At 71.2% G+C, this 20,774-nt stretch carries 15 protein-coding genes and 1 pseudogene; 6 read left to right on the forward strand and 10 right to left on the reverse strand.

All coding sequences use genetic code 11. The features are described 5' to 3' along the window. Positions 1 to 65: 65 nt before the first annotated feature. Both P3T29_RS00760 and P3T29_RS00765 read right to left on the reverse strand, forming a co-directional pair. Positions 66 to 3,794: a SpoIIE family protein phosphatase gene (locus tag P3T29_RS00760; RefSeq protein ID WP_280714447.1), complete on the reverse strand. Its 3,729-nt coding sequence runs from the start codon at positions 3,792 to 3,794 to the stop codon at positions 66 to 68. A gap of 72 nt (positions 3,795 to 3,866) precedes the next feature. Then, positions 3,867 to 4,814 carry an ROK family protein gene (locus P3T29_RS00765; protein WP_280714210.1) on the reverse strand — a complete coding sequence of 316 codons (948 nt, stop codon included), beginning with the start codon at positions 4,812 to 4,814 and terminating at the stop codon, positions 3,867 to 3,869. A gap of 388 nt (positions 4,815 to 5,202) precedes the next feature. Here P3T29_RS00765 and P3T29_RS00770 point away from each other — a divergent pair, with 388 nt between their 5' ends. The 3 genes from P3T29_RS00770 (at position 5,203) to P3T29_RS00780 (ending at position 8,602) form a co-directional block, all read left to right on the forward strand. Next, positions 5,203 to 5,778 (forward strand): hypothetical protein, encoded by a 576-nt coding sequence (locus P3T29_RS00770; RefSeq protein ID WP_280714211.1) that lies wholly within the window; start codon positions 5,203 to 5,205, stop codon positions 5,776 to 5,778. Between the two features lie 269 nt (positions 5,779 to 6,047). Next, positions 6,048 to 7,346: an MFS transporter gene (locus P3T29_RS00775; protein ID WP_280714212.1), complete on the forward strand. Its 1,299-nt coding sequence runs from the start codon at positions 6,048 to 6,050 to the stop codon at positions 7,344 to 7,346. A 497-nt stretch (positions 7,347 to 7,843) separates the two neighbouring features. Then, complete coding sequence (locus P3T29_RS00780) at positions 7,844 to 8,602, forward strand: transglycosylase family protein (RefSeq protein ID WP_280714213.1); 759 nt, start codon at positions 7,844 to 7,846, stop codon at positions 8,600 to 8,602. A 101-nt stretch (positions 8,603 to 8,703) separates the two neighbouring features. On the opposite strand, the gene P3T29_RS00785 is transcribed toward P3T29_RS00780, so the two are convergent. After that, positions 8,704 to 8,991, reverse strand: coding sequence for a MarR family transcriptional regulator (locus tag P3T29_RS00785; protein ID WP_348532781.1), 288 nt, complete (start codon positions 8,989 to 8,991; stop codon positions 8,704 to 8,706). 3 nt (positions 8,992 to 8,994) lie between these two features. On the opposite strand from P3T29_RS00785, the pseudogene P3T29_RS00790 reads away from it, so the two are divergent. Both P3T29_RS00790 and P3T29_RS00795 read left to right on the forward strand, forming a co-directional pair. Beyond that, positions 8,995 to 9,183: pseudogene (locus tag P3T29_RS00790) on the forward strand (HGxxPAAW family protein); the annotation flags it as partial. A gap of 110 nt (positions 9,184 to 9,293) precedes the next feature. Beyond that, positions 9,294 to 10,217 carry a hypothetical protein gene (locus tag P3T29_RS00795; protein WP_280714214.1) on the forward strand — a complete coding sequence of 308 codons (924 nt, stop codon included), beginning with the start codon at positions 9,294 to 9,296 and terminating at the stop codon, positions 10,215 to 10,217. 7 nt (positions 10,218 to 10,224) lie between these two features. Here P3T29_RS00795 and P3T29_RS00800 read toward each other — a convergent pair whose 3' ends face one another. Next, positions 10,225 to 11,727 (reverse strand): M1 family metallopeptidase, encoded by a 1,503-nt coding sequence (locus P3T29_RS00800; RefSeq protein WP_280714215.1) that lies wholly within the window; start codon positions 11,725 to 11,727, stop codon positions 10,225 to 10,227. 215 nt (positions 11,728 to 11,942) lie between these two features. Between P3T29_RS00800 and P3T29_RS00805 the strand changes: the two genes are divergently transcribed. Beyond that, positions 11,943 to 12,467 carry a gamma carbonic anhydrase family protein gene (locus P3T29_RS00805; RefSeq protein WP_280714216.1) on the forward strand — a complete coding sequence of 175 codons (525 nt, stop codon included), beginning with the start codon at positions 11,943 to 11,945 and terminating at the stop codon, positions 12,465 to 12,467. Between the two features lie 59 nt (positions 12,468 to 12,526). On the opposite strand, the gene P3T29_RS00810 is transcribed toward P3T29_RS00805, so the two are convergent. The 6 genes from P3T29_RS00810 to P3T29_RS00835 form a co-directional block, all read right to left on the reverse strand. Beyond that, positions 12,527 to 13,309 (reverse strand): SGNH/GDSL hydrolase family protein, encoded by a 783-nt coding sequence (locus P3T29_RS00810; protein ID WP_280714217.1) that lies wholly within the window; start codon positions 13,307 to 13,309, stop codon positions 12,527 to 12,529. Positions 13,310 to 13,464: 155 nt separating this feature from the next. Further along, positions 13,465 to 14,733 carry a sugar ABC transporter permease gene (locus tag P3T29_RS00815; protein WP_280714448.1) on the reverse strand — a complete coding sequence of 423 codons (1,269 nt, stop codon included), beginning with the start codon at positions 14,731 to 14,733 and terminating at the stop codon, positions 13,465 to 13,467. A 59-nt stretch (positions 14,734 to 14,792) separates the two neighbouring features. Then, a complete protein-coding gene (locus P3T29_RS00820; protein ID WP_280714218.1) occupies positions 14,793 to 15,572 on the reverse strand; it encodes an ATP-binding cassette domain-containing protein in 780 nt (259 codons plus the stop codon). Between the two features lie 58 nt (positions 15,573 to 15,630). Beyond that, positions 15,631 to 16,731 carry a substrate-binding domain-containing protein gene (locus P3T29_RS00825; protein ID WP_280714219.1) on the reverse strand — a complete coding sequence of 367 codons (1,101 nt, stop codon included), beginning with the start codon at positions 16,729 to 16,731 and terminating at the stop codon, positions 15,631 to 15,633. Positions 16,732 to 16,914: 183 nt separating this feature from the next. Next, the gene (locus P3T29_RS00830; protein ID WP_280714220.1) at positions 16,915 to 19,704 is read right to left on the reverse strand and encodes a penicillin acylase family protein; all 2,790 of its coding nucleotides are present in this window, start codon (positions 19,702 to 19,704) and stop codon (positions 16,915 to 16,917) included. Between the two features lie 128 nt (positions 19,705 to 19,832). Further along, a complete protein-coding gene (locus P3T29_RS00835) occupies positions 19,833 to 20,765 on the reverse strand; it encodes a pseudouridine synthase (RefSeq protein WP_280714221.1) in 933 nt (310 codons plus the stop codon). Positions 20,766 to 20,774 lie beyond the last annotated feature (9 nt).

Consider the following 20,774-nt stretch of genomic DNA (forward strand, 5'->3'; position numbering starts at 1 on the left):
CTCCCGAATGCGTGTGCTGCGGATGCTTCCAGGTGAGAAGATGCGGCTTGCCTCAGGCTTTCGGCCTACGTGACGATGCTCCGGTGGTGCGGGGAGGCGCCGGGCGGGATCTCCAGCTCGAACCAGACCACCTTGCCGTCGGTGGTGCTGCGGCTGCCCCAGCGGTGGGCGAGTTCGTTGATCAGGTGCATCCCGCGCCCGCCCTCGTCCGAGTCGCCGGCCCGGCGCGGGGCCGGCGGATGGCTGTCGATGTCGGCGACCTCCACCGTCAGCAGCCGGTTGCGGAAGATCCGTAGTTCGGTGGGTGCTCCGGCGTGGGTCAGCGCGTTGGTGATCAGCTCGCTGGTGAGCAGTTCGGCGATGTCGACGAGAGTTCCGAGTTCCCAGGAGTCCAGGGTGCGGCGGACGAAGCGGCGGGCGTGCCCGACCATCGAGAGGTCGTCCGCCAGCGGCAGTACGGCCAGCCGGTAGGTCTCGATCGGGCGGACGTGGGCCATGATCACGGCGATGTCGTCCTGGCCGGCGCCCGCGTGCGCGCCCAGCGTGCCGAGGACGGCGTCGCAGGTCTGCTCCAGCGTGGGCCGGCGGTCGGCGACGGTGCGGCGCAGCAACTCCAGCCCCTCGTCCAGATCCTGGTCCCGGCGCTCGACCAGGCCGTCGGTGTAGAGCACCAGGATGCCGTCCTCGGGCAGCGAGAAGTGCACACTCTCGAACGGGACTCCGCCGATGCCCAGCGGCGCGCCGGGCGGCAGCTCCAACAGGTGGGCGTCGCCGGTCGCGTCGCCGACCACCGGCGGCAGATGGCCTGCGCAGCAGGCGACGCAGCTGCGGTCGAGCGGGTCGTAGACCACGCAGACGCAGGTGGCGAACTGGCCCTCGCCGCCCGCCGAGGCGGCGTCGTCCAGCCGTCGCATCACCCGGGCCGGGTCCATGTCCATGGTGATCAAGGTCCTTGCCACCGTACGGAGTTGACCCATCGTAGCGGCGGCCCGGATGCCGTGCCCCATCACGTCGCCGACGATCAGCGCGACCCGTCCGCCGGAGAGCGGCACCACGTCGAACCAGTCGCCGCCGACCTCGCTGACCACACTGCTCGGCAGGTACCGGTAGGCGATCTCCAGCCCGAGCGAGCGGTGCACCTCCTGCGGCAGCAGGCTGCGCTGCAGCGTCAGCGCGGTGTCCCGCTCACGCCGGTACAGCCGGGCGTTGTCGATGCAGACCGCCGCCCGGGCGGCCAGCTCCTCCGCCAGCGCGACGTCCGCCGCCGTGAACGGCTCGGGGTTGGCCGTCCGGATGAACTCCGCGCCGCCCAGCACCACACCCCGGGCCAGCAGCGGCACCATCAGGTACGAGTGGACACCCGCCTCGAGGCTCGGCTCCACCCGGTCCGGTGAGGCGACGATCCTGTGCAGCGCGGCCTCGTCCACCTCCGCGACCAGGATCGAGCGCCCGTTCCGCAGACTCTCCGCGTACAGCTTCGCGGACCGGGACGGTTCCCCGACGGCGTCGGCGGCCCCCGCCATCACGACCGACTCGCCGATCTCGCCGACCGCGACGGCCCGCATCAGTGCCGGCCCGGTCAGCGGCAGTGGCGGGGCCTCCTCGCCCTCCAGCACCGACTCCAGCAGGTCGACGGTCACGAAGTCGGCGAAGCGCGGTATCACCACCTCCACCAACTCCCGTGCGGTGCGGTTCAGATCGAGGGTGGTGCCGATCCGGGTGCTCGCCTCGTTCAGCAGGGCCAGCCGCTGCTGGGCGGCGTTCGCCCGCTCCAGCGCCACCTGCAACTGCCGGGCCGAGTCCCGCTCCCGGGTGTACAGCAGCGCGTTGTCGATCGCGACGGCGGCCCGCGCGGCCAGCTCCGCGGCCAGCGTGAGGTCCTCGTCGTCGTACGGGCGCTCCGTCACGTTGCGGTAGAACGCCGCGATGCCGACCGCCGCGCCCCGGGCGATAAGCGGCACCACCATCAGCGAGCGCACCCCCTCCCGGACGGCGGCCTCCGCCCGGGCCGGGTCGTCCGCGAACCAGGTCAGCCCGGCCTCGTCCATCCGGGGCACCATCAGCGGGCGGCGGTGCGCCAGCGCCCAGGCGTACGGGGTGGACGGGTGGAAGCGGTGCACGGAACCGACCGCCGCCACCGGCGTCATCGCCGACGCGGGGGAGCTGTGGAACGCCATCCGCCGCAGTACCGCCGAGCGGTCGGCCCGCCCGGGGGCCTGGGCCTCCTCGCCCCGGATCAGTGACTCCAGCACCTCCACCACCACGGTGTCCGCGAGCAGCGGCGTGGCGACCTGGGCGAGTTCGCGGGCGGTCTGCCCCAGGTCGAGCGTGGTCCCGATACCGGCCGAGGCCGAGTTGATCAGCGCCAGCCGTTCCTGCGCCGCCTTGGCCTCGCGCAGGGCCTGCGCCCGCGCCAGCACCGTCTCGTGCTGGCGCTGGTAGAGGCGGGCGTTGTCGATCGCGACGGCCGCCCGGGAGACCAACTGGTCGCCCAGCGTGATGTCCGGCTCGCCGAACGACTCCCGGTCGCCGCGCCGCGAGTACACCACCATCCCGAGCACGGTGCCCCGGGCGACCAGCGGGGTGATCTGCACCGGGCGCGAACGCTTGCCCCGGTAGGCCCGCAACCGCTCGTTCGGCATGCCCGAGGCGAGCAGCGGCAGCTCCCAGGACGGCGCCACCACCGTCCGGCCGGTCGCCATCGCCTCGGCGTAGGCGGAGTCCGGCGGTATCCGGTACACCGCCTCGGTCGGCAGGTGCTCCACCGGGTACTCCGGGTCGACGGTGGAGAGGGCGAGCCGGCGTACCCAGCGTTCGCCCGAGCCGTCGTCGGGCTTGCCGGAGACCAGCCGCTCCAACGCGAAGACCCCGGTGACGTCGGCGACCCGGGGCACCATGGTCTCGGCCAGCTCGCGGGCGGTCCGGCGCAGGTCGAGCGTGGTGCCGATGGACTCGATGGCGTCCACCAGCAGCGTCAGGCGCTCCGTCGCCCGGGCGGCCCGGGACTCGGCCCGGTAGCGCTCCGTCACGTCGATCAGGGTGGAACTCACCCCGAGCACCTGCCCGTCCGGCTGGTCCAGCCGGAAGTACGAGGCCGACCAGGCGTGGTCGTGCTCGGGGTCGCCCGGGGTCCGGCCGTGCGATCGGGCGTCCACCACCGGCTCCCCGGTGTCCAGCACCCGCTGCATCACCGCCTCGACCTCACTGCCGTTGATACCCGGCAGCACCTCTGTCACCCGCCGCCCCACGTGCTCGGCGACGGGGATGCCGTTCACCCGTGCCAGCGCCTCGTTCAGCCGGACGAACCGCAGCTGCGGGTCGTAGACCACCATCCCCACCGGCGACTGGGTGAAGAACCCGTCCAGCACCGCCAGATCCTCCTGCACCCGCCGCAGCGCCGTCACGTCGGACGCCACCGCGAGCACCAGCGACCGGCCGTCCGGCGCGGCGATCGGATGGGTACGGAACTCCAGGTTCACGTAGTGACCCTCGCGGTGCCGGACGGGGAACACCCCCGACCAGGCCCGACCGCCGATGATCCCGTCGAACAGTTCCAGCACCTGCGGCCGCTGCTCCTCGCCGACCAGGATCTGGGCGGCGAGCGAGCCGACGGCCTCCCGCGCGGTGAATCCGAGCAGCGCCTCGGCGTCGGGGCTCCAGTGCAGGATGCGCCCGTCCTCGGCGATCAGCGCCGTGGCGATCGGGACCACCAACAGGCCGTCGCGATCCGACTCCCCGGCCGCCGTGGTACGGCGGGGCTCGGCGTCAGGGCCCTGCTGCTCGTCGGTGTGCATGGTCACGCAACCGCCCGGGGGTCAGTTTTCCGCCCTGACATCGTCCCATGGGCCCGGGAGGCGTTCCATTTGTCAGACCGCGCCTACGTGCGCGACGGCCACCGCCGCCGCGCCGACCAGGCCCGCGTCCGTACCCAGCTGGGCCCGGTGCACCTTGATACCGGCGGTGAACGGCAGCGCCGCGTACGTGGTGAGGTGCTCGCGCAGCGGTCCGAGCAGCAGTTCGCCGACCTGGGCGACCCCGCCGCCGATGACCACCGCGTCCAGCTCCACCAGCGTCGCCGTGGCGGCGATCCCGGCGGCCAGCGCCCGGGCGGCCCGGTCGTACGCGGCCAGCGCGAGCGGATCGCCCGCCCGGGCGGCGGCGGCCACCGCGACCGCCGAGGTGTCGTCCGTCGTCGGCCGCCAGCCGGTGCGCAGGGCGTGGCGCGCGATGGCCGTCCCGCTGGCGAACTGCTCCAGGCAGCCCCGGCTGCCGCACGGGCACGGCTCGCCGTCGAGGTCGACGGTGATGTGCCCGATGTGCCCGGCGTTCCCGGTCGTCCCGGTGTGCAGCGCGCCGCCCAGGATCAGCCCGCCGCCCACGCCGGTGGAGACCACCATGCAGAGCGCGTTGTCGTACGGGCGCGCCGCGCCGAACCGGTGCTCGGCGGCGGCGATCGCGATCCCGTCCCCGGCCAGCACCACCGGGAGCGGGGTGGGCGCGAGGTGCGCGGAGATCCGCTCGACCAGGGGGAAGCCCCGCCAGCCCGGGATGTTGACCGGACTCACGGTGCCCCGCGCGGTGTCCACCGGACCGGCACTGCCCACCCCGACCGCCCGCACACCGGACCAGAGCGGGGAGGCCGCCAGCTCGTCGAGCACGTCCAGCACCGCGCGCAGCACCGCCTCCCCCCCGGCCGTCGCCGGGGTCGGCCGCTGGGTACGGGTGAGCAGGGCGCCGTCCTGGTCCACCAACGCCGCCGCGATCTTGGTCCCGCCAATGTCGACAGCGGCGATCGGCCTGGTGTGGGTGTCCACGCGCGTCTCCTCCTACTTCCCGTTCTTGTGCTTGCCGCTTCCCGCAGCGCGACCGTTCGGAGGTGCGCTGTCCCGATTCTGGCACTCTCGCAGCCGGTGGTGCCGCCTACTGGACTCGGGCCGGGCCCCACGGCTCCGACAAGAAGTGACGATTCGTCTGGCGGCCGTCATGCAAAGAGAAATAAGAAGTTGGACAACGAAATGCAGTGCTCTACGCTGAGCACCGCGACGCTACAGAACGTCAGTTCGAGTGACGTCGCATCCGCATGACTACGAGCCCGTCTGCCTCGTACGGGGGACGGCAGGGGCACAGACCTCGGCCAGTACTGGAGCGCTCCACGGAGTCCGCTCCCGCTCGGCCGGTACTAATTCACTGGAGAACGTTCATATGTCCCGCCGTTCCAATGTCGCCGTCCTCACCCTCTCCCTTGCCGTCACCATCGGGCTGACCGGCTGTTCGGCCGTCACCGCTGCGACGAAGTCGGTCACCTCCGCCGCGGGCAGCAAGTCGGACATGTTCACCGCGCCGGCGATGACGCAGGCCCTGCAGGCGATAGCCGGCAAGGTGGGCGCTTCGCTGATGAAGGTGCTGGAGATCGACCTGACCAACGTCAGCATGGACATCCAGGCCGTCGACCCCGCGAAGCCCGCCGAGGTCAACGACTTCACCTTCCGGGACGGCAGTGTCCAGACCCCGCGCCCGGTCGACATCAGCGGCAGTGACCCCGGGGCCCTGGAGCAGAACATCTTCGACAGCACCACGATCAAGCCCGATGTCCTCGCCAAGCTGATCGTCGACGCGGCCCCCGCCTCGAAGATCGAGGGCGCCCAGGTCAAGACTCTGGTCATCAAGCGGAACACCCCGTTCTCGACCGACATGCAGATCCTGGTCAACGTCGACGGCACTCGCGCCACCAAGCAGGTCCGGGCGAAGCTCGACGGTACGGTCACCGAGATCGTCTGACGGTCCGTCGGATCCACCTGACCAGGGCGCGCACCCAACCGGTGCGCGCCCTGCGGTCTGCCCCGGGCCTGCTGATCGGCTTCGCAGCCCCGCCCGGATCTGCCTGCCGGCCGCCCCACTGTGCTGGTCACAGCCCTGGCTCGGGATGACTGGGGCGAGAGGTCTATTGACATCAAGTATCTTGACATCGAGATTATCTCGGGGCAGGCTTCCCCTGGTCAGTTGATCACTTGAGTATTTGCTGTCGGGACATATCCGGGGGACGGGCGATGCGGTACGGCACGGGCGGTGGGGAGAACCCGAGGGGCGGACAGGGCCTGATAGCGCAGCTGCGCAACCCGCCGGGCGGCCGCAACGCGCGGATCATGCTGCTCGCGCTGGGCCTGGACCGGACCGGATCAGGGCTGTGGGCCTCTTCCTCGGTCCTGTACTTCACCTTCGTGACGCACCTGAGCGCCCGCCAGATCGGCTTGCTGCTGGGTGTGGCCGGGGTGGCGGGCATCGTCGGCTCACCGGTGGCCGGACGGCTGGCCGACCGCTTTCCGGTGCGCTCGCTGCTGATCGGCTGTCACCTGCTCCGGTTGGTGACTCTCGGCCTGCTGCTGGTGTGCAACGGGTTCAATGCGCTGCTCCCCGTCGTCGCCGTCACCTACCTGGGCGACCGGGGAGCGAAGACGCTGGAGATGCTCTTCGCCACCCGGGCGGCGGGGGAGCAGCGCGCGGCCTACCAGGCACTGTCCCGCAGTGCGACCAACGCGGGCTGCGCTCTCGGCGCCGGGATCGCGGCCATCGGCCTGGCCGTGGGGACCCACGGGGCCTACCAGGCACTGATCGTTGGCGACGCACTGTCGTTCGCCGCCGCTGCGGCGCTGGTGTGGCGGACTCGGGAGCCGCAGGACGGCAGCGCCGAAGCGGCCCGGCCGGGTGGCGTTGCGGCCGGGAGCCGCCCGTCCGCCCGTCCGGCGAACCCGTGGTGGGACCGGGGCTACCTGCTGTTCGTCCTGCTGGACATCGCGATGTGCATCGACGACTCGATCCTGAACGTCGGCCTGCCCCTGTGGCTGGTGAACCGCACCTCGGCGCCGCACGCCCTCGTCCCGGCCTTCCTGGTCATCAACACCGTGCTGGTCGTGCTGCTCCAGCTGCGCGTGTCGGCCAGGGTCGAAGGGCCGCGCCCGGCCACCTGGGCGGTGCTGGCGTACGGGGTCCTGCTGTTCGGGTGCTGCCTGGTGATGGCAGCCGCCTCCCGTGGCGGAGCCTGGACGGCCACGGCGCTCATGCTCGCCGCAGCGCTGCTGGTCACGCTGGCGGAGCTGATGCGTTCGGTGAGTTCGTGGGAGCTGGCGGTCTCGCTCGCGCCGCAGGAGGCCCGCGCTTCGTATCTGGGGGTGGCCGGGATGTCCCAGTCCATCCAGAAGTCCGCCGGGCCGCCGCTGCTGACCGGCGTGGTGATGGCCGCCGGGCCGGCCGGGTGGGTCGTGCTGGGGGCGCTGGTCGCGGGGCTCTCGGTCGTCCAACGGGCGGCCTGTTCGCGGCGGCTCCAGGTAGCCGCTGCAGGCTCCCGCTGAGCTCGGACGCCTGCGGCCGGCCGACGCCGACCAGCTGTGAGCGGGGCCACCGGGAGGGCCGGGTGGGCAAGATCCAATCCGACGGTCCGCGTGTGGGGTGTCACGGACGGTGCACCATGTGCCCGGGCTCACGTGCCCGGGGGTGTGGTCGCGGGCACAATCGGGGGTTCGTCGATCTTGGGAGTGCGCCGCCGACCCTGGTTTTCCGGGCCCGCAGACTCGGCCTTACCTTCGGTAACAGGGTTCTGAGCTGGGAAGTCGCCGGAATGCTTGAAGCGGGTGGGGCGCGGCTCGTAGCTTCGTAACCAGTGCAACGAGCACTGCCCGGGTTCACCCCCGCAGCCCACGCCCTCCTGGGGCGGACGGTGCACGGGACGGTGACCGGGGCGGCAGGCCACGTAGACACGTGAGCGGCCGCTCGTCGAGTGAGACGTACCGAAGGAAGCCCCTGGTGGGTTTCGTCGTGCTGTCCGCCCGGGGCTTCCGAAAGGATCTGCATGACCTTCCGTAACGAGACCGCCGCTGCCACCTCCACCACCAAGCGCAACCGCGTGCGGATGGCCCTCATGGGCGGGGCTGTCCTCGTCCTCCCGGTGGCCGGCCTCGTCACGGCCAACTCGGCCTCCGCCGCCTCGGTCTCCACCTGGGACGCGGTCGCCCAGTGCGAGAGCACCGGCAACTGGAGCATCAACACCGGCAACGGCTTCTCCGGCGGCCTGCAGTTCACCCCGAGCACCTGGGCCGCCTACGGTGGCACCCAGTACGCGAGCTCCGCCGACCAGGCGTCCAAGGCCCAGCAGATCGCCGTCGCCGAGAAGGTCCTCGCCTCGCAGGGCCCCGGCGCCTGGCCGGTCTGCTCCGTCAAGGCCGGCCTGACTGCGGGTGGCACCGCCGCCCAGGTCGACACTTCGTCCTCCTCGTCCTCCTCGTCGGCCGCGTCCTCCAGTGCGAAGAGCAGCAGCACGCCGAAGAGCGTCGAGTCGAAGAGCACCGAGTCGAAGAGCGCCACCCCGAAGGCCGACTCCACGGTCGCGAAGGGCCACTCCAACTCCTCGACCTACAAGTCCGAGGCCAAGGCTCCCGCCGCCCAGGCGCCGAAGAGCGTCGCTGGCACCTACACCGTGAAGAGCGGTGACACCCTCAGCGCCATCGCGGCCGACCAGGGCGTCAACCTCAACACCCTCTACAGCAACAACGCCAAGGTCATCGGTGGCAACGCCGACGTGATCTTCCCGGGTCAGGTCCTCAGCATCTGATCCGACCCGTCAGGGTTGCTCCAGCGTTGAGTCAGCGTCCGGCCGTTCCGTGCTCCCCGCACCGGAACGGCCGGACTTCTGCGTTTGCGGGCGTTCGGCGGTCAGGGGGTGCCGCGTCGGCGGATCGCTTCGAGGTGGGTCCGCATCAGGGCGGTGGCCCGGCTGAACCAGTCGGCCAGGACGGCGGTCTCGTCGGGGGAGTAGTCGGCGAACAGCTTGGCGAGGTCGCGGTAGTGCGGCTCGTAGACCTCGTGAACGCGGGCGACCGCAGCCTCCTCCGGCACGATCCGTACCCGTCGGCGGTCGGCCGGGTCGGCCTGCCGGTGTGCGTACCCGGCCCGTTCGAGACGGTTGATGACCCCGGTGATGGCGCCCGTGGTCAGGTTCACCAGCTGCACCTCGCCGGTTGGGGCAAGCCGAGCGGCCCCCGGCCGGGTGGCGAGTGGAGTTGGCGGGTCAAGGACCCCATGACGGGGCATCAGGACTGTCTGGGCTGCCGGGTCGCGCGAAGGCTCGGCCGTCCCGGTCGAGTGGCAGAGCTCCGGGTGTTCGAGCCGGTGGGAGGCTCCGCCGACAGGTAGGCGACCGGCCCCTGGGGTAGCCGACCCCGGAGTGCCGGGTGTCTCGGCACAAGGGTGAATGGCCCGGGCGGACGAGGAGTGCGGGGGCGTCCACCGGGTAGGCGCAGCTCATGGGACTTCTCCGTCGGCGCAGACACCCGGACCACGATCACCCCCGGGCGGCCGAGGTCGTCCCGGCCGCCTCCGCCGATGAGGCGACCGAGGCGATCGAGGGCCTGGCCGGGCTCTCCAGCGAGATGGAACGCCGGCTGCCCGGCGTGACACCCGCCGGTCGCCTGGCCTGGTACCGCGAGCACGGTCGCAGGCGGGCCTCCGCATTGGTGTCCGCAGTGGCGGGGCTGTTGAGCAGGGGCGGCCTCGCCGCCGCCAAGGGTGCGGGGTACGGCGGTCGTGCGCTCGCGGACCGGCTGCTGGAGGCGGCCCCACGCATCCCGATCCGTGATCTCGCCACGCTCCGCGCCCAGCACCCGGACGCGGTCGGGCCCGAGGAGCTGGCCTTCCGGCTGGCGCTCGGCGCCTGCCGGGCGTCCGCTGCGGTGGGGGCGAGCGTCGGCGCGGCGGCGATGCTGCCGACGCCGCCCGCGATGCCGCTGGAGATCGCGGCGGAGACGCTGGCGGTGGCCGCCGTCGAGATCAAGCTGATCGCCGAGCTGCACGAGGTGTACGGGCAGGCCCCCGTCGGGACCAGGGCGCAGCGCGCCTCCGCGTACGTCACGTCCTGGGCGGACCGGCGGGGGATCGACCGGGCGGCGCTGATCGGCCCCGCCGGTCTGGCGGCCGTGGCGGTGAGCGCGGAGGTGCGGCACAAGGTCCGCAAGCGGCTGACCCGCAGCACGCTGCGGCGGCTCCCGTCCCTGGCGCCGATGCTGGTCGGCGCCGGGGCGGGAGTGGTGGTCAACCGCCGCGACACCCGCAAGCTGGCCGCGCGGATCCGGTCGGACCTGCGCGGCCTGCCGGCCGCCGACCCGGGCTACTGGGAGGCGGCGGCCCCGCCGGTCAGCCGAGTTGACGGATCGTCAGAGCTGCTCTACTGACCGGACGTCAGGGCTGGCGGGTGTGGCTTGCCTGGATCTGCTGCCACGAGCGGGGCTCGGGCAGCGGCGACGACGGCAGCCCCAGCCCCAGCTTCGCGGAGCGCAGGGCCGGTGCGGCGGGCTTGGCGGGGGTGTAGAGCCAGGTCTGGAAGAACGGGCCGAGCGGCTTGCCGGAGATCCGCTCCGCGAGGGCCCGGAACTGCGCGATGGTCGCGTTGCCGTAGCGGTGTTCGGTCGGCCAGGCCTTCAGGATCTGGAAGAACTTGGCGTCTCCGACGGTGTTGCGCAGTGCCTGGATGGCGAGCGCACCCCGGTCGTAGACGGCGATGTCGAACTGGTTCTGCGGGCCGGGGTCGCCGGGCTTGACGGTCCAGAAGGCGTCGCCGGCCGGGTGGGAGGCGTAGACGTAGTCGGCGAGTTCCTGGGCGGTGCCCTCGCCCTCGTGCTCGGACCAGAGCCACTGCGCGTAGGTGGCGAAGCCCTCGTTCAGCCAGATGTCGCCCCAGCGTTCGAGCGAGACGCTGTCGCCGTACCACTGGTGGGCCAGCTCGTGGACGACCACCGAGGTGTTGGCACCCTTGGCGAACTGCGCCGGGCTGTAGAAGACCCGGGTCTGGGTCTCCAGCGCGTAGTGGGTGCTGACGTTCGGGACGTACCCGCCGACCGAGCTGAACGGGTATGGGCCGAACAGGCCGCTCAGCCAGTCCACGAGTTCGCCGGTGCGCTCGACGCTGGCGCGGGCGGCGTCGGCGTTGTCGCCGAGGTCCTTGCTGTACGCGTTGAACACCGGCACGCCGGCGGCGGTGGTCCCGGTGGTGAGGTCGAACTTGCCGACCGCAAGGGTGGCGAGGTACGTCGCCTGCGGCTTGTTCTCCCGCCAGTCGTACCTGGTCCAGCCGAGCTTGGAGCTCTGTCCGGTGAGGACGCCGTTGCTGATCGCCTGGGTGCCGTCGGGCACCAGGACGGAGACGTCGAAGGTCGCCTTGTCGGAGGGGTGGTCGTTGCTCGGGAACCACCACCAGGCGGATTCCGGCTCGTCGGCCGCGACCGCGCCGTCAGGAGTGCGCAGCCAGGCGGTGAACCCGTAGCGGACCACCTTCGACGGTGTCCCCGAGTACCGCACGACCACCGTCGCCTGCGAGCCCTTGGCCAGCGGCGCGGCGGGGGTGATCTCCAGCTCCTGTACGCCGGTGTTGGCGAAGGCAGCCTTGTGACCGTTGACCAGGACCTCGCTGACGTCGAGGGCGAAGTCGAGGTTGAAGCGGGAGAGGTCCTGGGTGGCGGTGGCGAGGATGGTCGCCGTGCCGTCGAGCCGGTCGGTGGCGGGCTGGTACTTCAGCCTGAGGTCGTAGTGCGAGACGCGGTAGCCGCCGTTCCCGTAGGTCGGGTAGTACGGGTCGCCGGCGCCGGGCGCGCCCGGGGTCGGGGTCGCTGCGGCGGCCGAGGCCGGGTTGGTGAGGAGCAGCAGTACCGCGCTTGCGGCAGCGGCGGCGATCAACCTTGTGCGCACGGGGTCCTCCGGTGCGGTTGGGGAAGGGGACAGTTGACGGTAAGTCGAATGCCTGTCCCGCCGCCCGGGGCTTCACGCCACCTGTTATGAAATGTTCATGCTAGGAAATAGAGGGACATCCCGGCGACGAAGATCGGCCGGCCCTGGTCCGGAGTGGAGGAGTGTGATGTCCTACTGGCTGGTAGGGCAACACCGCACACGGAAGCAGGAGAGCCATGGCAGAGCCGTTGATCGCCGCAGTCGCGGGCCGCGTGCCCGAGGTCCACCCGACGGCGTTCGTCGCCCCGAACGCGGTGGTGCTCGGATCGGTCGCGGTGGCCAAGGGGGCGAGCGTCTGGTACGGCGCGGTGCTGCGCGGCGACGCGGAGTCCATCGCGGTGGGCGTGGGGAGCAACATCCAGGACAACTGCACGCTGCACAGCGACCCGAGCTTCCCGCTGGTGGTGGGCGCGCGGGTGACGGTGGGTCACAACGCGGTGCTGCACGGCTGCACGATCGAGGACGACGTACTGGTCGGCATGGGCGCGGTCGTGCTCAACGGCGCCCGGGTGGGGGCTGGTTCACTGGTCGCGGCCGGTGCGGTGGTGCCGCAGGGCATGCAGATCCCGGCCGGCTCGCTGGTGGCCGGCGTGCCGGGCAAGGTCAGGCGCGAGCTGACCGAGGAGGAGCGTGCGGGCATCAAGGCCAACGGCGACGGCTACCTGATGCTCGCTCAGGCGCACGCCGAACTGGGACGCTGACCACCAGCCCGTAGGGGCGCGCGCGTGCCTCCGCGCGCCCCTACGGCCTCCGGGCGCCGTCAGAGCGGCAGCAGCTCCGGGCGCTTGGCCGCCAGCCGGTCGCCGGAGGATTCGCCGCGCAGGCGGCGGCCGACCCAGGGGAGCAGGTGGCTGCGGGCCCACTGGAGGTTCTCGCGGCGTACGTCGGCCGGGGTCGGGACGGGCTGGGCGGGCCATGGCGCGTCCGGGTCCTCGTCGACGGCGAGGCCGAGCGCGCGGGCGGCGAGCAGCGCGACCCGCTGATGGCCCTCGGGGGAGAGGTGCAGCCGGTCCTCGCTCCAGGCGCGGCGGTCGTGCACGGCCCGGAGCGACCAGAGGTCGGCGACGGCGCAGTCGTTCCGGTCGGCGATCGCGCGCAGGTGCCCGTTGAAGGTGGCGATCTTGCCCCGGAGCAGCCCGAGCACCGGCACGCCCCGGGTGTCGAAACCGGTGGCGATCAGTACCGTCCCGGTGCACTCGCGCAGTTGCAACACACCGGCCTCGAACCGCTCCGCGACCTCGTCGGGGTCGCTGCCCGGCCGCAGGATGTCGTTGCCGCCCGCGCAGAACGTCACCATGTCAGGTCCGATCTCACGGACCTGCGGCACCTGCTCGGCGATGATCTGGTCGAGCAGGCGCCCCCGGACGGCGAGGTTGGCGTACCGGAAGTCGCCGTCGGGCCGCCGCGCGGCCAGCAACCCGGCCAGCCGGTCGGCCCAGCCGGCGAACTGGCCGTCCGGCCCCGGGTCGTTGAGGCCTTCGGTGAAACTGTCGCCGAGGGCGGCGTAGGAACGTGGGGTCAGAGTCTCCTGGTGGTCAGCCATGCCGAAGATACTTCACCCTATGAAGTGACCTACGCGACCGTAGGTGACTGAGTGCGCAGCGTGATGTTGGCCACGGCTGCTCCATCGACGGGCCTGGCACCAGTAGTCAGGGGCGCGAGGCTCAAGCCTCGCGCCCCTGACCGCTGGTGCAGTGGCTACGCCCGGCCAGCCGCCTTCTGGGTCCGGCGGGAGAGCGAGTCGATGACGACCGCCGCCAGCAGGACGGCACCCGTGACCATGAACTGGATCGCGTTGCTGAGCCCCTCGATGTTCATGCCGGACTGGATCGAGCCGATCACCAGCGCGCCGAGCAGCGCGGACCAGGTCTTGCCGCGTCCGCCGAAGAGGCTGGTGCCGCCGATGACGGCCGCCGCGATGCAGTTCATCAGCAGGTTGCCACCGCCGGAGGTCTGACTCGCCGACTGGATCTGGGCCGCCAGGAAGAGGCCACCGACGGCCGCCATGGTGGACGCGATCATGAAGACCGAGATCCGGATCCAGGAGATGTTGATACCGGCCCGGCGGGCGCCCTCGATGTTGCCGCCCAGTGCGAAGATCTGCCGTCCGTAGCTGGTCCGCCGCAGCACGAAGTCCAGCACCACGATGAAGATCAGGAAGATCAGCAGGGCCAGTGGCAGCCCCTTGTACTGGTTCAGCGTGTACGCGGCGAGGAAGGCGATCACGGCGAGTACGGCGGTCCGCAGCACGATGTCGCTCAGCGGCCGGTACGGAACGCCGGCCCGCCGTCTACGGTTCGCCTCCTGCAGAGCAGCGGCGAGGAAGAGTACGACGCCGGCGAGCGCCAGCCCGTACGCGGCGGTGACCTGTCCGTAGATGGTCGTGTAGAGCCGCGAGACGATGTCGTGCCCGGAGAGGTTCACCGTGCCGTTGGCGCCGAGGATCTGCAGCATCAGGCCGTTCCAGGCCAGGTTGCCTGCCAGTGTCACCACGAAGGCCGGGACGCCGACCTTGGCGAAGAAGAGGCCCTGGATGAGCCCGACGATCGCACCGCCGACCAGCGCGGCCAGCAGGGCGACCCACTGGTTGACCCCGTGGGTGACGTTCATGACGGCGAAGATCGCCGCGCACAGTCCGCTGACCGAGCCGACCGAGAGGTCGATCTCGCCGAGCAGCAGCACGAACACCACGCCGATGGCGATCATGCCGGTGCCGACGATCTGCTGCGAGAGGTTGGAGAGGTTCTGCGCGGACAGGAAGGTGCTGTTCAGGCTGCCGAACACGGCCCAGATGACGATCAGTGCCAGCACCACCGGCAGCGAGCCCAGCTCGCCGCTGCCGAGCCGGCGGCGGAACTCCTTGAGGTAACCGGCGACGCCTTCCTGCTGGATGATCAGCCGGGGGTCGACGGCCGGTGTGGCCTGCGCCGCCACCGGGACGGGGGCGTTGACGCCGTCCGTGGACATGAAGTCCTCGGGGTGGCGCCGGCTGGGGTCGTCCGATCGTGGTGTGCTGCCGTCGTCCGTCACTCGGTGCCCTCCGTACCACGGGCCTTGCGGCGGGTCACGGCGTTGTCCGTGGCGCCGGTGATGGCCGAGATGATCTCTTCCTGCGAAGTGCTCCGACGGTCGAAGACGCCGTTGTTGCGACCCAGCCGCAGGACGGCGATCCGGTCCGCCACGGCCATCACGTCGGCCATGTTGTGGCTGATCAGGATCACCCCGAGGCCCTGTTCCCGCAGTCGCTCGACCAGGTCGAGCACCTGGGCGGTCTGTTCGACGCCCAGGGCGGCGGTGGGTTCGTCCAGGATCACCACCTTCGGCGAGCCGACCAGCGAGCGGGCGATGGCCACCGTCTGCCGCTGGCCACCGGAGAGCGAGGCGATCGGGATGCGCACGCTGGGGATGCGGATGGAGAGGGTGTTGAGCAGTGTGCGCGAGCGCTTCTCCATCGCGACCTCGTTGAGTACGCCGAAGCGCTTGATCTCGCGGCCGAGGAAGAGGTTGCCGACCACGTCGAGGTTGTCGCAGAGCGCGAGGTCCTGGTAGACCGTCGCGATGCCCAACTGCTGGGCGTCCTGCGGCCGGTGGATGGTGACCGGCTTGCCCTCCCACTCGATCACGCCCTCGTCCGGCTGGTTGACCCCGGCGATCGACTTGACCAGGGTCGACTTTCCGGCGCCGTTGTCACCGACCAGGGCGACCACCTCGCCCTGGTGGACCTCCAGTTCGATGTCGGTGAGTGCCTGGACGGCACCGAACCGCTTGGAGATCCCGCGCAACGCCAGTACGGGTTCACCGATCATGGAACACCAACTCCCTCTGCCCGCAAGCGGTTCGGCTGTCCGGCTCTTGGAATCCCGGTCAGGAGAGTCCGGCTGCGGTGCAGGCGGTGGCGTAGGTCGGCGTGCAGATCTGTGCGACGGTGTAGAGGCCGTCGGCGACCACGGTGGACTTGATGTTCTGCTTGGTGAGCACGATCGGAGTGATCAGGTCGGACGGCACCGTCTGTCCGCTGCCGCTGGTGGCGGTGGTCGGGGTCACCGTGGCGTCCGGCGTCTTGCCCTGGGCGAAGGCGACCGCCATCGAACCCGCCGCGTCGGCCTCCGGCTTGTAGGGCTTGTAGATCGACATCGTCTGGGTGTCGACCAGGATCCGCTGCACGGCGTCCAGTTGGGCGTCCTGACCGGTCAGCGGGACGCTGAGGTTCGCGGCCTTGAGCGCGGTCGCGATACCGGCGGCCATGCCGTCGTTCGCGGAGTAGACGCCGACCACGTTCGGCGCGCCGAGGGCCGTGATGGCGGCGGCGGCTTCCTGGTTGGCGTTGTTCGGGTCCCAGTTCGGGGTGTCGTACTCCTTGCCGACGGTCAGCTTCCCGTTGATGGCGCTCTGCGCGCCCGCCTTGAACTGGGCGGCGTTCGGGTCGGTCGGCGAACCGTTGATCATGATGATCTTGCCGGTGGACGCCTTGGCCCCGACGGCGGCGACCAGCGCCTCGCCCTGCAGCTGGCCGACCTTGTTGTTGTCGAAGGACACGTACGAGTCGACCGGCCCCTGGGCCAGCCGGTCGTAGGCGACCACCTTGACACCGGCGTCGTGCGCCTTCTGGACGGAGGACTGGATCGCCTTGGCGTCCACGGCGTCCAGGATCAGCACCTTGTCGCCCTTGGTGAGCGCGGTGTCCACCTGGGTCTGCTGGGTGGTCGCGTCCTGGTTCGCGTTGTAGTAGTCGATCTGCGCGTTCGGGGCCAGCGACTTGATCTGCGCCTCGATCAGCGGGCGGTCGAACTGCTCGTACCTGGTGGTCTTGGTCTCGGGGAGCAGCAGCCCGATCTTCACCGCCCCGGCCGCGCTGCCGGAGGAGGTGGAGCCGGTGGACTGTTTGGCGCTGCCGCAGGAGGCCAGGCCGAGGCCGATGGAGACTGCGGCGGTCGCGATGATGAAGCGGCGGAGACGGATGTTCACGGAGTTGCCTCTCGGACTCGGGCTGGCCTTCGAGTCCGAGTCTGGGAACATCTCGCCGATACTGCGCTCCGGCAGCGCCGAATGTGCGGCGGTGTTACCCGGATGGGCTAACGACCGGACGGGCCGAGGGCGGAGGGGGTCGTCCTCGGGCCGTCCGGGTTCGAGCCGGTTGCTGTCGGAACTTCAGCGGTGGGACTGGAACTGCACGACCTGCTGGTAGGTCGGGCGGTTCTGCCAGCTGATCTTGGCGTCCGTCACCCCGCCGAGGGGGCGTTGGATGATGGTGTCGGCGCACCACTGGTCACCGGCCGAGCAGTCCGAGTCGCCGGGGTAGACCTGGGCCGGGGTCTGGGCGAGCGCGGTGCCGAGGGTGCTGAGCAGGGTCGTCCGGCAGGCCGCCAGGTTGCCGCCGCCGCAGAACGGCTGGGCCAGCGGGCCGGCCACCTGGTCCCCGAGGACGGACCGGAGGTCCTTGTTCAGGTAGCTCCACCAGCCGTACTGGAAGGCCGAACCCTTGTGCGGGATCGACTCGTTGGCGCTGACCCCGCCGCTGGTCGCACCGGTCTGGCCGCCGGACGGGGACTCGTTGATCTGCAGCGCCCCGGTGAGCGCGGTGTACAGCGGGTCGCCGAGGCCGGGACGGAACACCCCGTCGGCGAGCAGCGGCCACCAGGCGTCCAGTAGCCGGATCGCGTCCGCGTCCAGGTAGGTGTGGCTGCCGGGGGCGGTCTCCTTGAGCTGGCCGCCGTCGGCCCGCCAGTTCTCCAGCTGCTGTACGGCGGTGGCCAGCGCCGGATCGGTGACGGGCGCGCTGCGGATCACCCGCAGCAGCAGCGGCAGCACGTCCTCGGCCCGCAGGTCGGTGAGCGCCGCGCTCTCCATCGCCTGGACGAGCGAACTGCGGGTGACCTTACCGCCGTTGGCCAGCAGGGCCTTCACCCGGTCGTCGAGCAGGTTGGCCCGGTGCACCGAGCCCATCCCGAAGCCCGTCGTCGCGTAGTCCGTCGCCTGTTTGTTGTTCCAGGAGATGTAGTAGTCCTGGTCGACGGACTGCGGGTGCTGGGCGGGCGGCGTGTAGTCGGCGGTGTTGTTGCTGGGGTCGAAGCCCTGCCACTCGTACGCCGCCGACGCCTGCACCGGCAGGCCGGGGTCGACGCCGGGGGCGCGGACGGGGTTGCTGCCGGAGTTGTAGTACGCGGTGTGCGAGGAGTCGGCGTAGAACCAGTTGAAGGTGTAGTTGATGTTCTGCGCGGCCTGCTGGAAGCTCGCCGGATCGTGCACCGCGCCCGGGTCGTTGAGCATCTGGAAGCCGATGATGGAGTCGGCCTCGTGCCGGTAGGTGGAGCGCAGCGAGGTGAAGGCGACCGGCTTCCCGCCGACCGTCCCACGGGCCTGTACCAGACCGTAGTTGGAGCGGTACATCACCAGGGTGTACGAGCCCGCCGGGGTGGAGTCGGCGGTGGTCGGGCTCCATGAGTCCTGCCGTTCGAGGCGCTCCAGCGGGGTGCACTGGCCGTGCCAGAGGTAGGAGTTGGCGGCGAGGGTGACGGGTGAGCCGTCCGTGGTGCAGAGCGGGACGGCGTAGGTGTCGGTGATGTCCTGCCCGGCGGAGGTCGCGCTCCAGGCGTAGTCCTGGCCCCGGCCCAGCTGGACGTAGAAGCTCAGGCCGGCGAAGGCCGCGCCGCGCGCGCTGATGCCCGGGCCCTGGAGCTCCTCCAGCATCAGCAGTTGCGGGGCGAAGTAGCCGGTCTGCGGCCCGAAGACGGCGACGGGGTGCCCGTCGTCGGTGTGGCTGCCGGAGACCACCAGCGCGTTGGACATGCCGTGCTTGGCGGTGAGCAGGTTGCCCGGGAGCACGCCGGGCGCCTTGGTGGTCGCCTGCTTGGCGGAGCCGGTGGCGTCGTAGATCAGCTGCTCGGGCACCACCGAGCCCGGGTCCGGCATCGCGGTGCCCTGCGGGTTGTCGGGCGGCTGGGCGTAGGGGAAGCTCTGCCCGTTGTGCAGCGTCTGGACGGCCTCCGGGTCCTCGGCCTCGCGCAGTGACTTCCAGACCGCGTCGCCCGTGGCGGTGCCGTACTGGGCTTCGGCCGCCTCCTTGACCTGCGCGGAGGCCAGCTCGCCGCCGCCGCCCGCACCGAACAGCGCGCCGACCACGGAGGCCAGCGCCACCAGGTCGGTGAGTTTGAAGGGGGCGATGCCACCGGCGTTGGTGATCGCGTTGATCTGGCCGGTGAGGTCGTACTCGCCGGGGAAGTAGCGGCCGTTGTACGACTCGTTGATGTACTGGTTGATCCCGTCCAGGTACGCCTGCGCGTCGGTGAGGGCCTGTCTGGCGCGGGTGCCCTCGTTGGAGATCGCGTCGATCTGGGACTGCAGCTCGGCCTCGGTGTAGGGGGCGGCCTGCCAGAAGCTCTGCTCCAGCTGCCGGTTGGCGGCCGCGCCACCGGCGAAGCCGGAGAGCTCGCCGCGTCCGACGTGCCGGAAGAGGTCCATCACCCAGAGACGGTCCTGCGCGGCGGCGTAGCCGGCGCCGAACTCGGTGCCGTAGCGGGTGGTGCCGGTGATGTGCGGGACGCCGGTCGCCTTGTCCCGGACGATCGTGACGTCGGAGCGGGGCGTGCTGGTGCTCGCCACCTGGTCGGCGGGGACGCCGAAGGAGGCGTCGTTGAAGAAGTTCGTCAGCTGACTATCCGTCAGGGACGGGTAGGCGGAGGCCAGTCCGGCGTACGGGCCGAGCTGGTCGTCGGTGTGTGCGGGGTGGGTGCCGAAGACCTTGTTGCCCAGGATGTCGGCGAGGGTGGCGTTGCCGTTCTCGCCGGGCGGCAGGATGTCGGTGCAGTGGCCGCCGCAGTAGTCGTTGGCGGCGGCCCGCCCGGTGGCGGCGGCGGGGACGGCCGCCAGGGCGGTGGTGACCAGGAGGGCGGCCGCGAGGGCGGCGGCCTGGAGCCTGAGTGCGTGGATGCGTCGGTGCATGCCAGCTCCTCCGTTGAGGCTACGGGGAGTTGACGGTAGGTCGGTTACTGGCCGGTTGGCTAGTGGCGTGCATGCCATTCTTTGGTTCAAGCTCTGGGCCGCCCCCCAATCGCCGGTCGGTCTAAGTCCTACTTCTCGGGCCGGCCGTCCCAGTCGGCCAGGCTGCGCGCGCTGCGGAAGCTGTGCTCGGCGCCCGTCACCGGGTCGGTGAACTCCAGCTTCCTGGCCAGGAGTTGCAGGGGACGGGAGAAGTCGTCCGGGGCGGCGTCGGGCAGCACCGACGGGTAGAGCGGGTCGGCGACGATCGGCACGCCGAGACTGCTCATGTGCAGCCGGAGCTGATGGGTGCGCCCGGTCAGCGGCAGCAGCCGGTAGCGGCCGAGGGGGCCGCGCCGCTCCGCCAGTTCTATTCGGCTCTCGCTGTTGGGCGGCCCCTCGACCTCGCGGGCGGCCAGCTCGCCGCGCTCCTTGACGATCCGGCTGCGTACCGTGCGGGGCAGGTCGAGCCCGTCCTGGTGCGGCGCGACGGCCTCGTACTCCTTGCGTACCAGGCGCTCCTGGAAGAGCGACTGGTACGCGCCGCGCAGCTCGGGCGCGACGACGAACATCGCCAGCCCGGCGGTGAGCCGGTCGAGCCGGTGCGCGGGGCTGAGCTGCGGCAGGTCCAGCTCGTGGCGCAGCCGGGCGAGCGCGGTCTCGGCGACGTGCCGGCCCCGGGGGGTCATGGCGAGGAAGTGCGGCTTGTCGACGACCAGGATCCGTTCGTCGCGGTGCAGGACGGTGAGCGGGAACGGCACCCGGACCTCGTCCGGCAGCTCGCGGTGGAACCAGACGTACACCCCCGGCGTGAACGGCGTACCCGGCTCCACCGGCCCGTCCACCCCGACCACGGCCCGCTCGCCGAACATCGCGTCGACCACGGCGGACGGCACGGGCAGCCGCTCGACCAGGTGGTCGCGGACCGTCGCCCAGCCCCCGTCGGAGGGCAGCCGCAGCCGCACGGGGTCGATGCCGTACCGCTGCGGCAAGGGGGCGGGCGGCACCACGGGTCTGCGTCTCATTGCGGCCAG

Source organism: Kitasatospora sp. MAP5-34 (genome assembly GCF_029894335.1).
In the GTDB taxonomy this organism is placed as follows: Bacteria; Actinomycetota; Actinomycetes; order Streptomycetales; family Streptomycetaceae; genus Kitasatospora.

Excerpts from the sequence above, each read along its gene's own strand:
- P3T29_RS00760 (WP_280714447.1), bottom strand. The coding sequence starts at position 3,794 with ATGCACACCGACGAGCAGCAGGGCCCTGACGCCGAGCCCCGCCGTACC.
- P3T29_RS00770 (WP_280714211.1), top strand. The coding sequence starts at position 5,203 with ATGTCCCGCCGTTCCAATGTCGCCGTCCTCACCCTCTCCCTTGCCGTC.
- P3T29_RS00775 (WP_280714212.1), top strand. The coding sequence starts at position 6,048 with ATGCGGTACGGCACGGGCGGTGGGGAGAACCCGAGGGGCGGACAGGGC.
- P3T29_RS00780 (WP_280714213.1), top strand. The coding sequence starts at position 7,844 with ATGACCTTCCGTAACGAGACCGCCGCTGCCACCTCCACCACCAAGCGC.
- P3T29_RS00795 (WP_280714214.1), top strand. The coding sequence starts at position 9,294 with ATGGGACTTCTCCGTCGGCGCAGACACCCGGACCACGATCACCCCCGG.
- P3T29_RS00805 (WP_280714216.1), top strand. The coding sequence starts at position 11,943 with ATGGCAGAGCCGTTGATCGCCGCAGTCGCGGGCCGCGTGCCCGAGGTC.
- P3T29_RS00810 (WP_280714217.1), bottom strand. The coding sequence starts at position 13,309 with ATGGCTGACCACCAGGAGACTCTGACCCCACGTTCCTACGCCGCCCTC.
- P3T29_RS00815 (WP_280714448.1), bottom strand. The coding sequence starts at position 14,733 with ATGTCCACGGACGGCGTCAACGCCCCCGTCCCGGTGGCGGCGCAGGCC.
- P3T29_RS00820 (WP_280714218.1), bottom strand. The coding sequence starts at position 15,572 with ATGATCGGTGAACCCGTACTGGCGTTGCGCGGGATCTCCAAGCGGTTC.
- P3T29_RS00830 (WP_280714220.1), bottom strand. The coding sequence starts at position 19,704 with ATGCACCGACGCATCCACGCACTCAGGCTCCAGGCCGCCGCCCTCGCG.
- P3T29_RS00835 (WP_280714221.1), bottom strand. The coding sequence starts at position 20,765 with ATGAGACGCAGACCCGTGGTGCCGCCCGCCCCCTTGCCGCAGCGGTAC.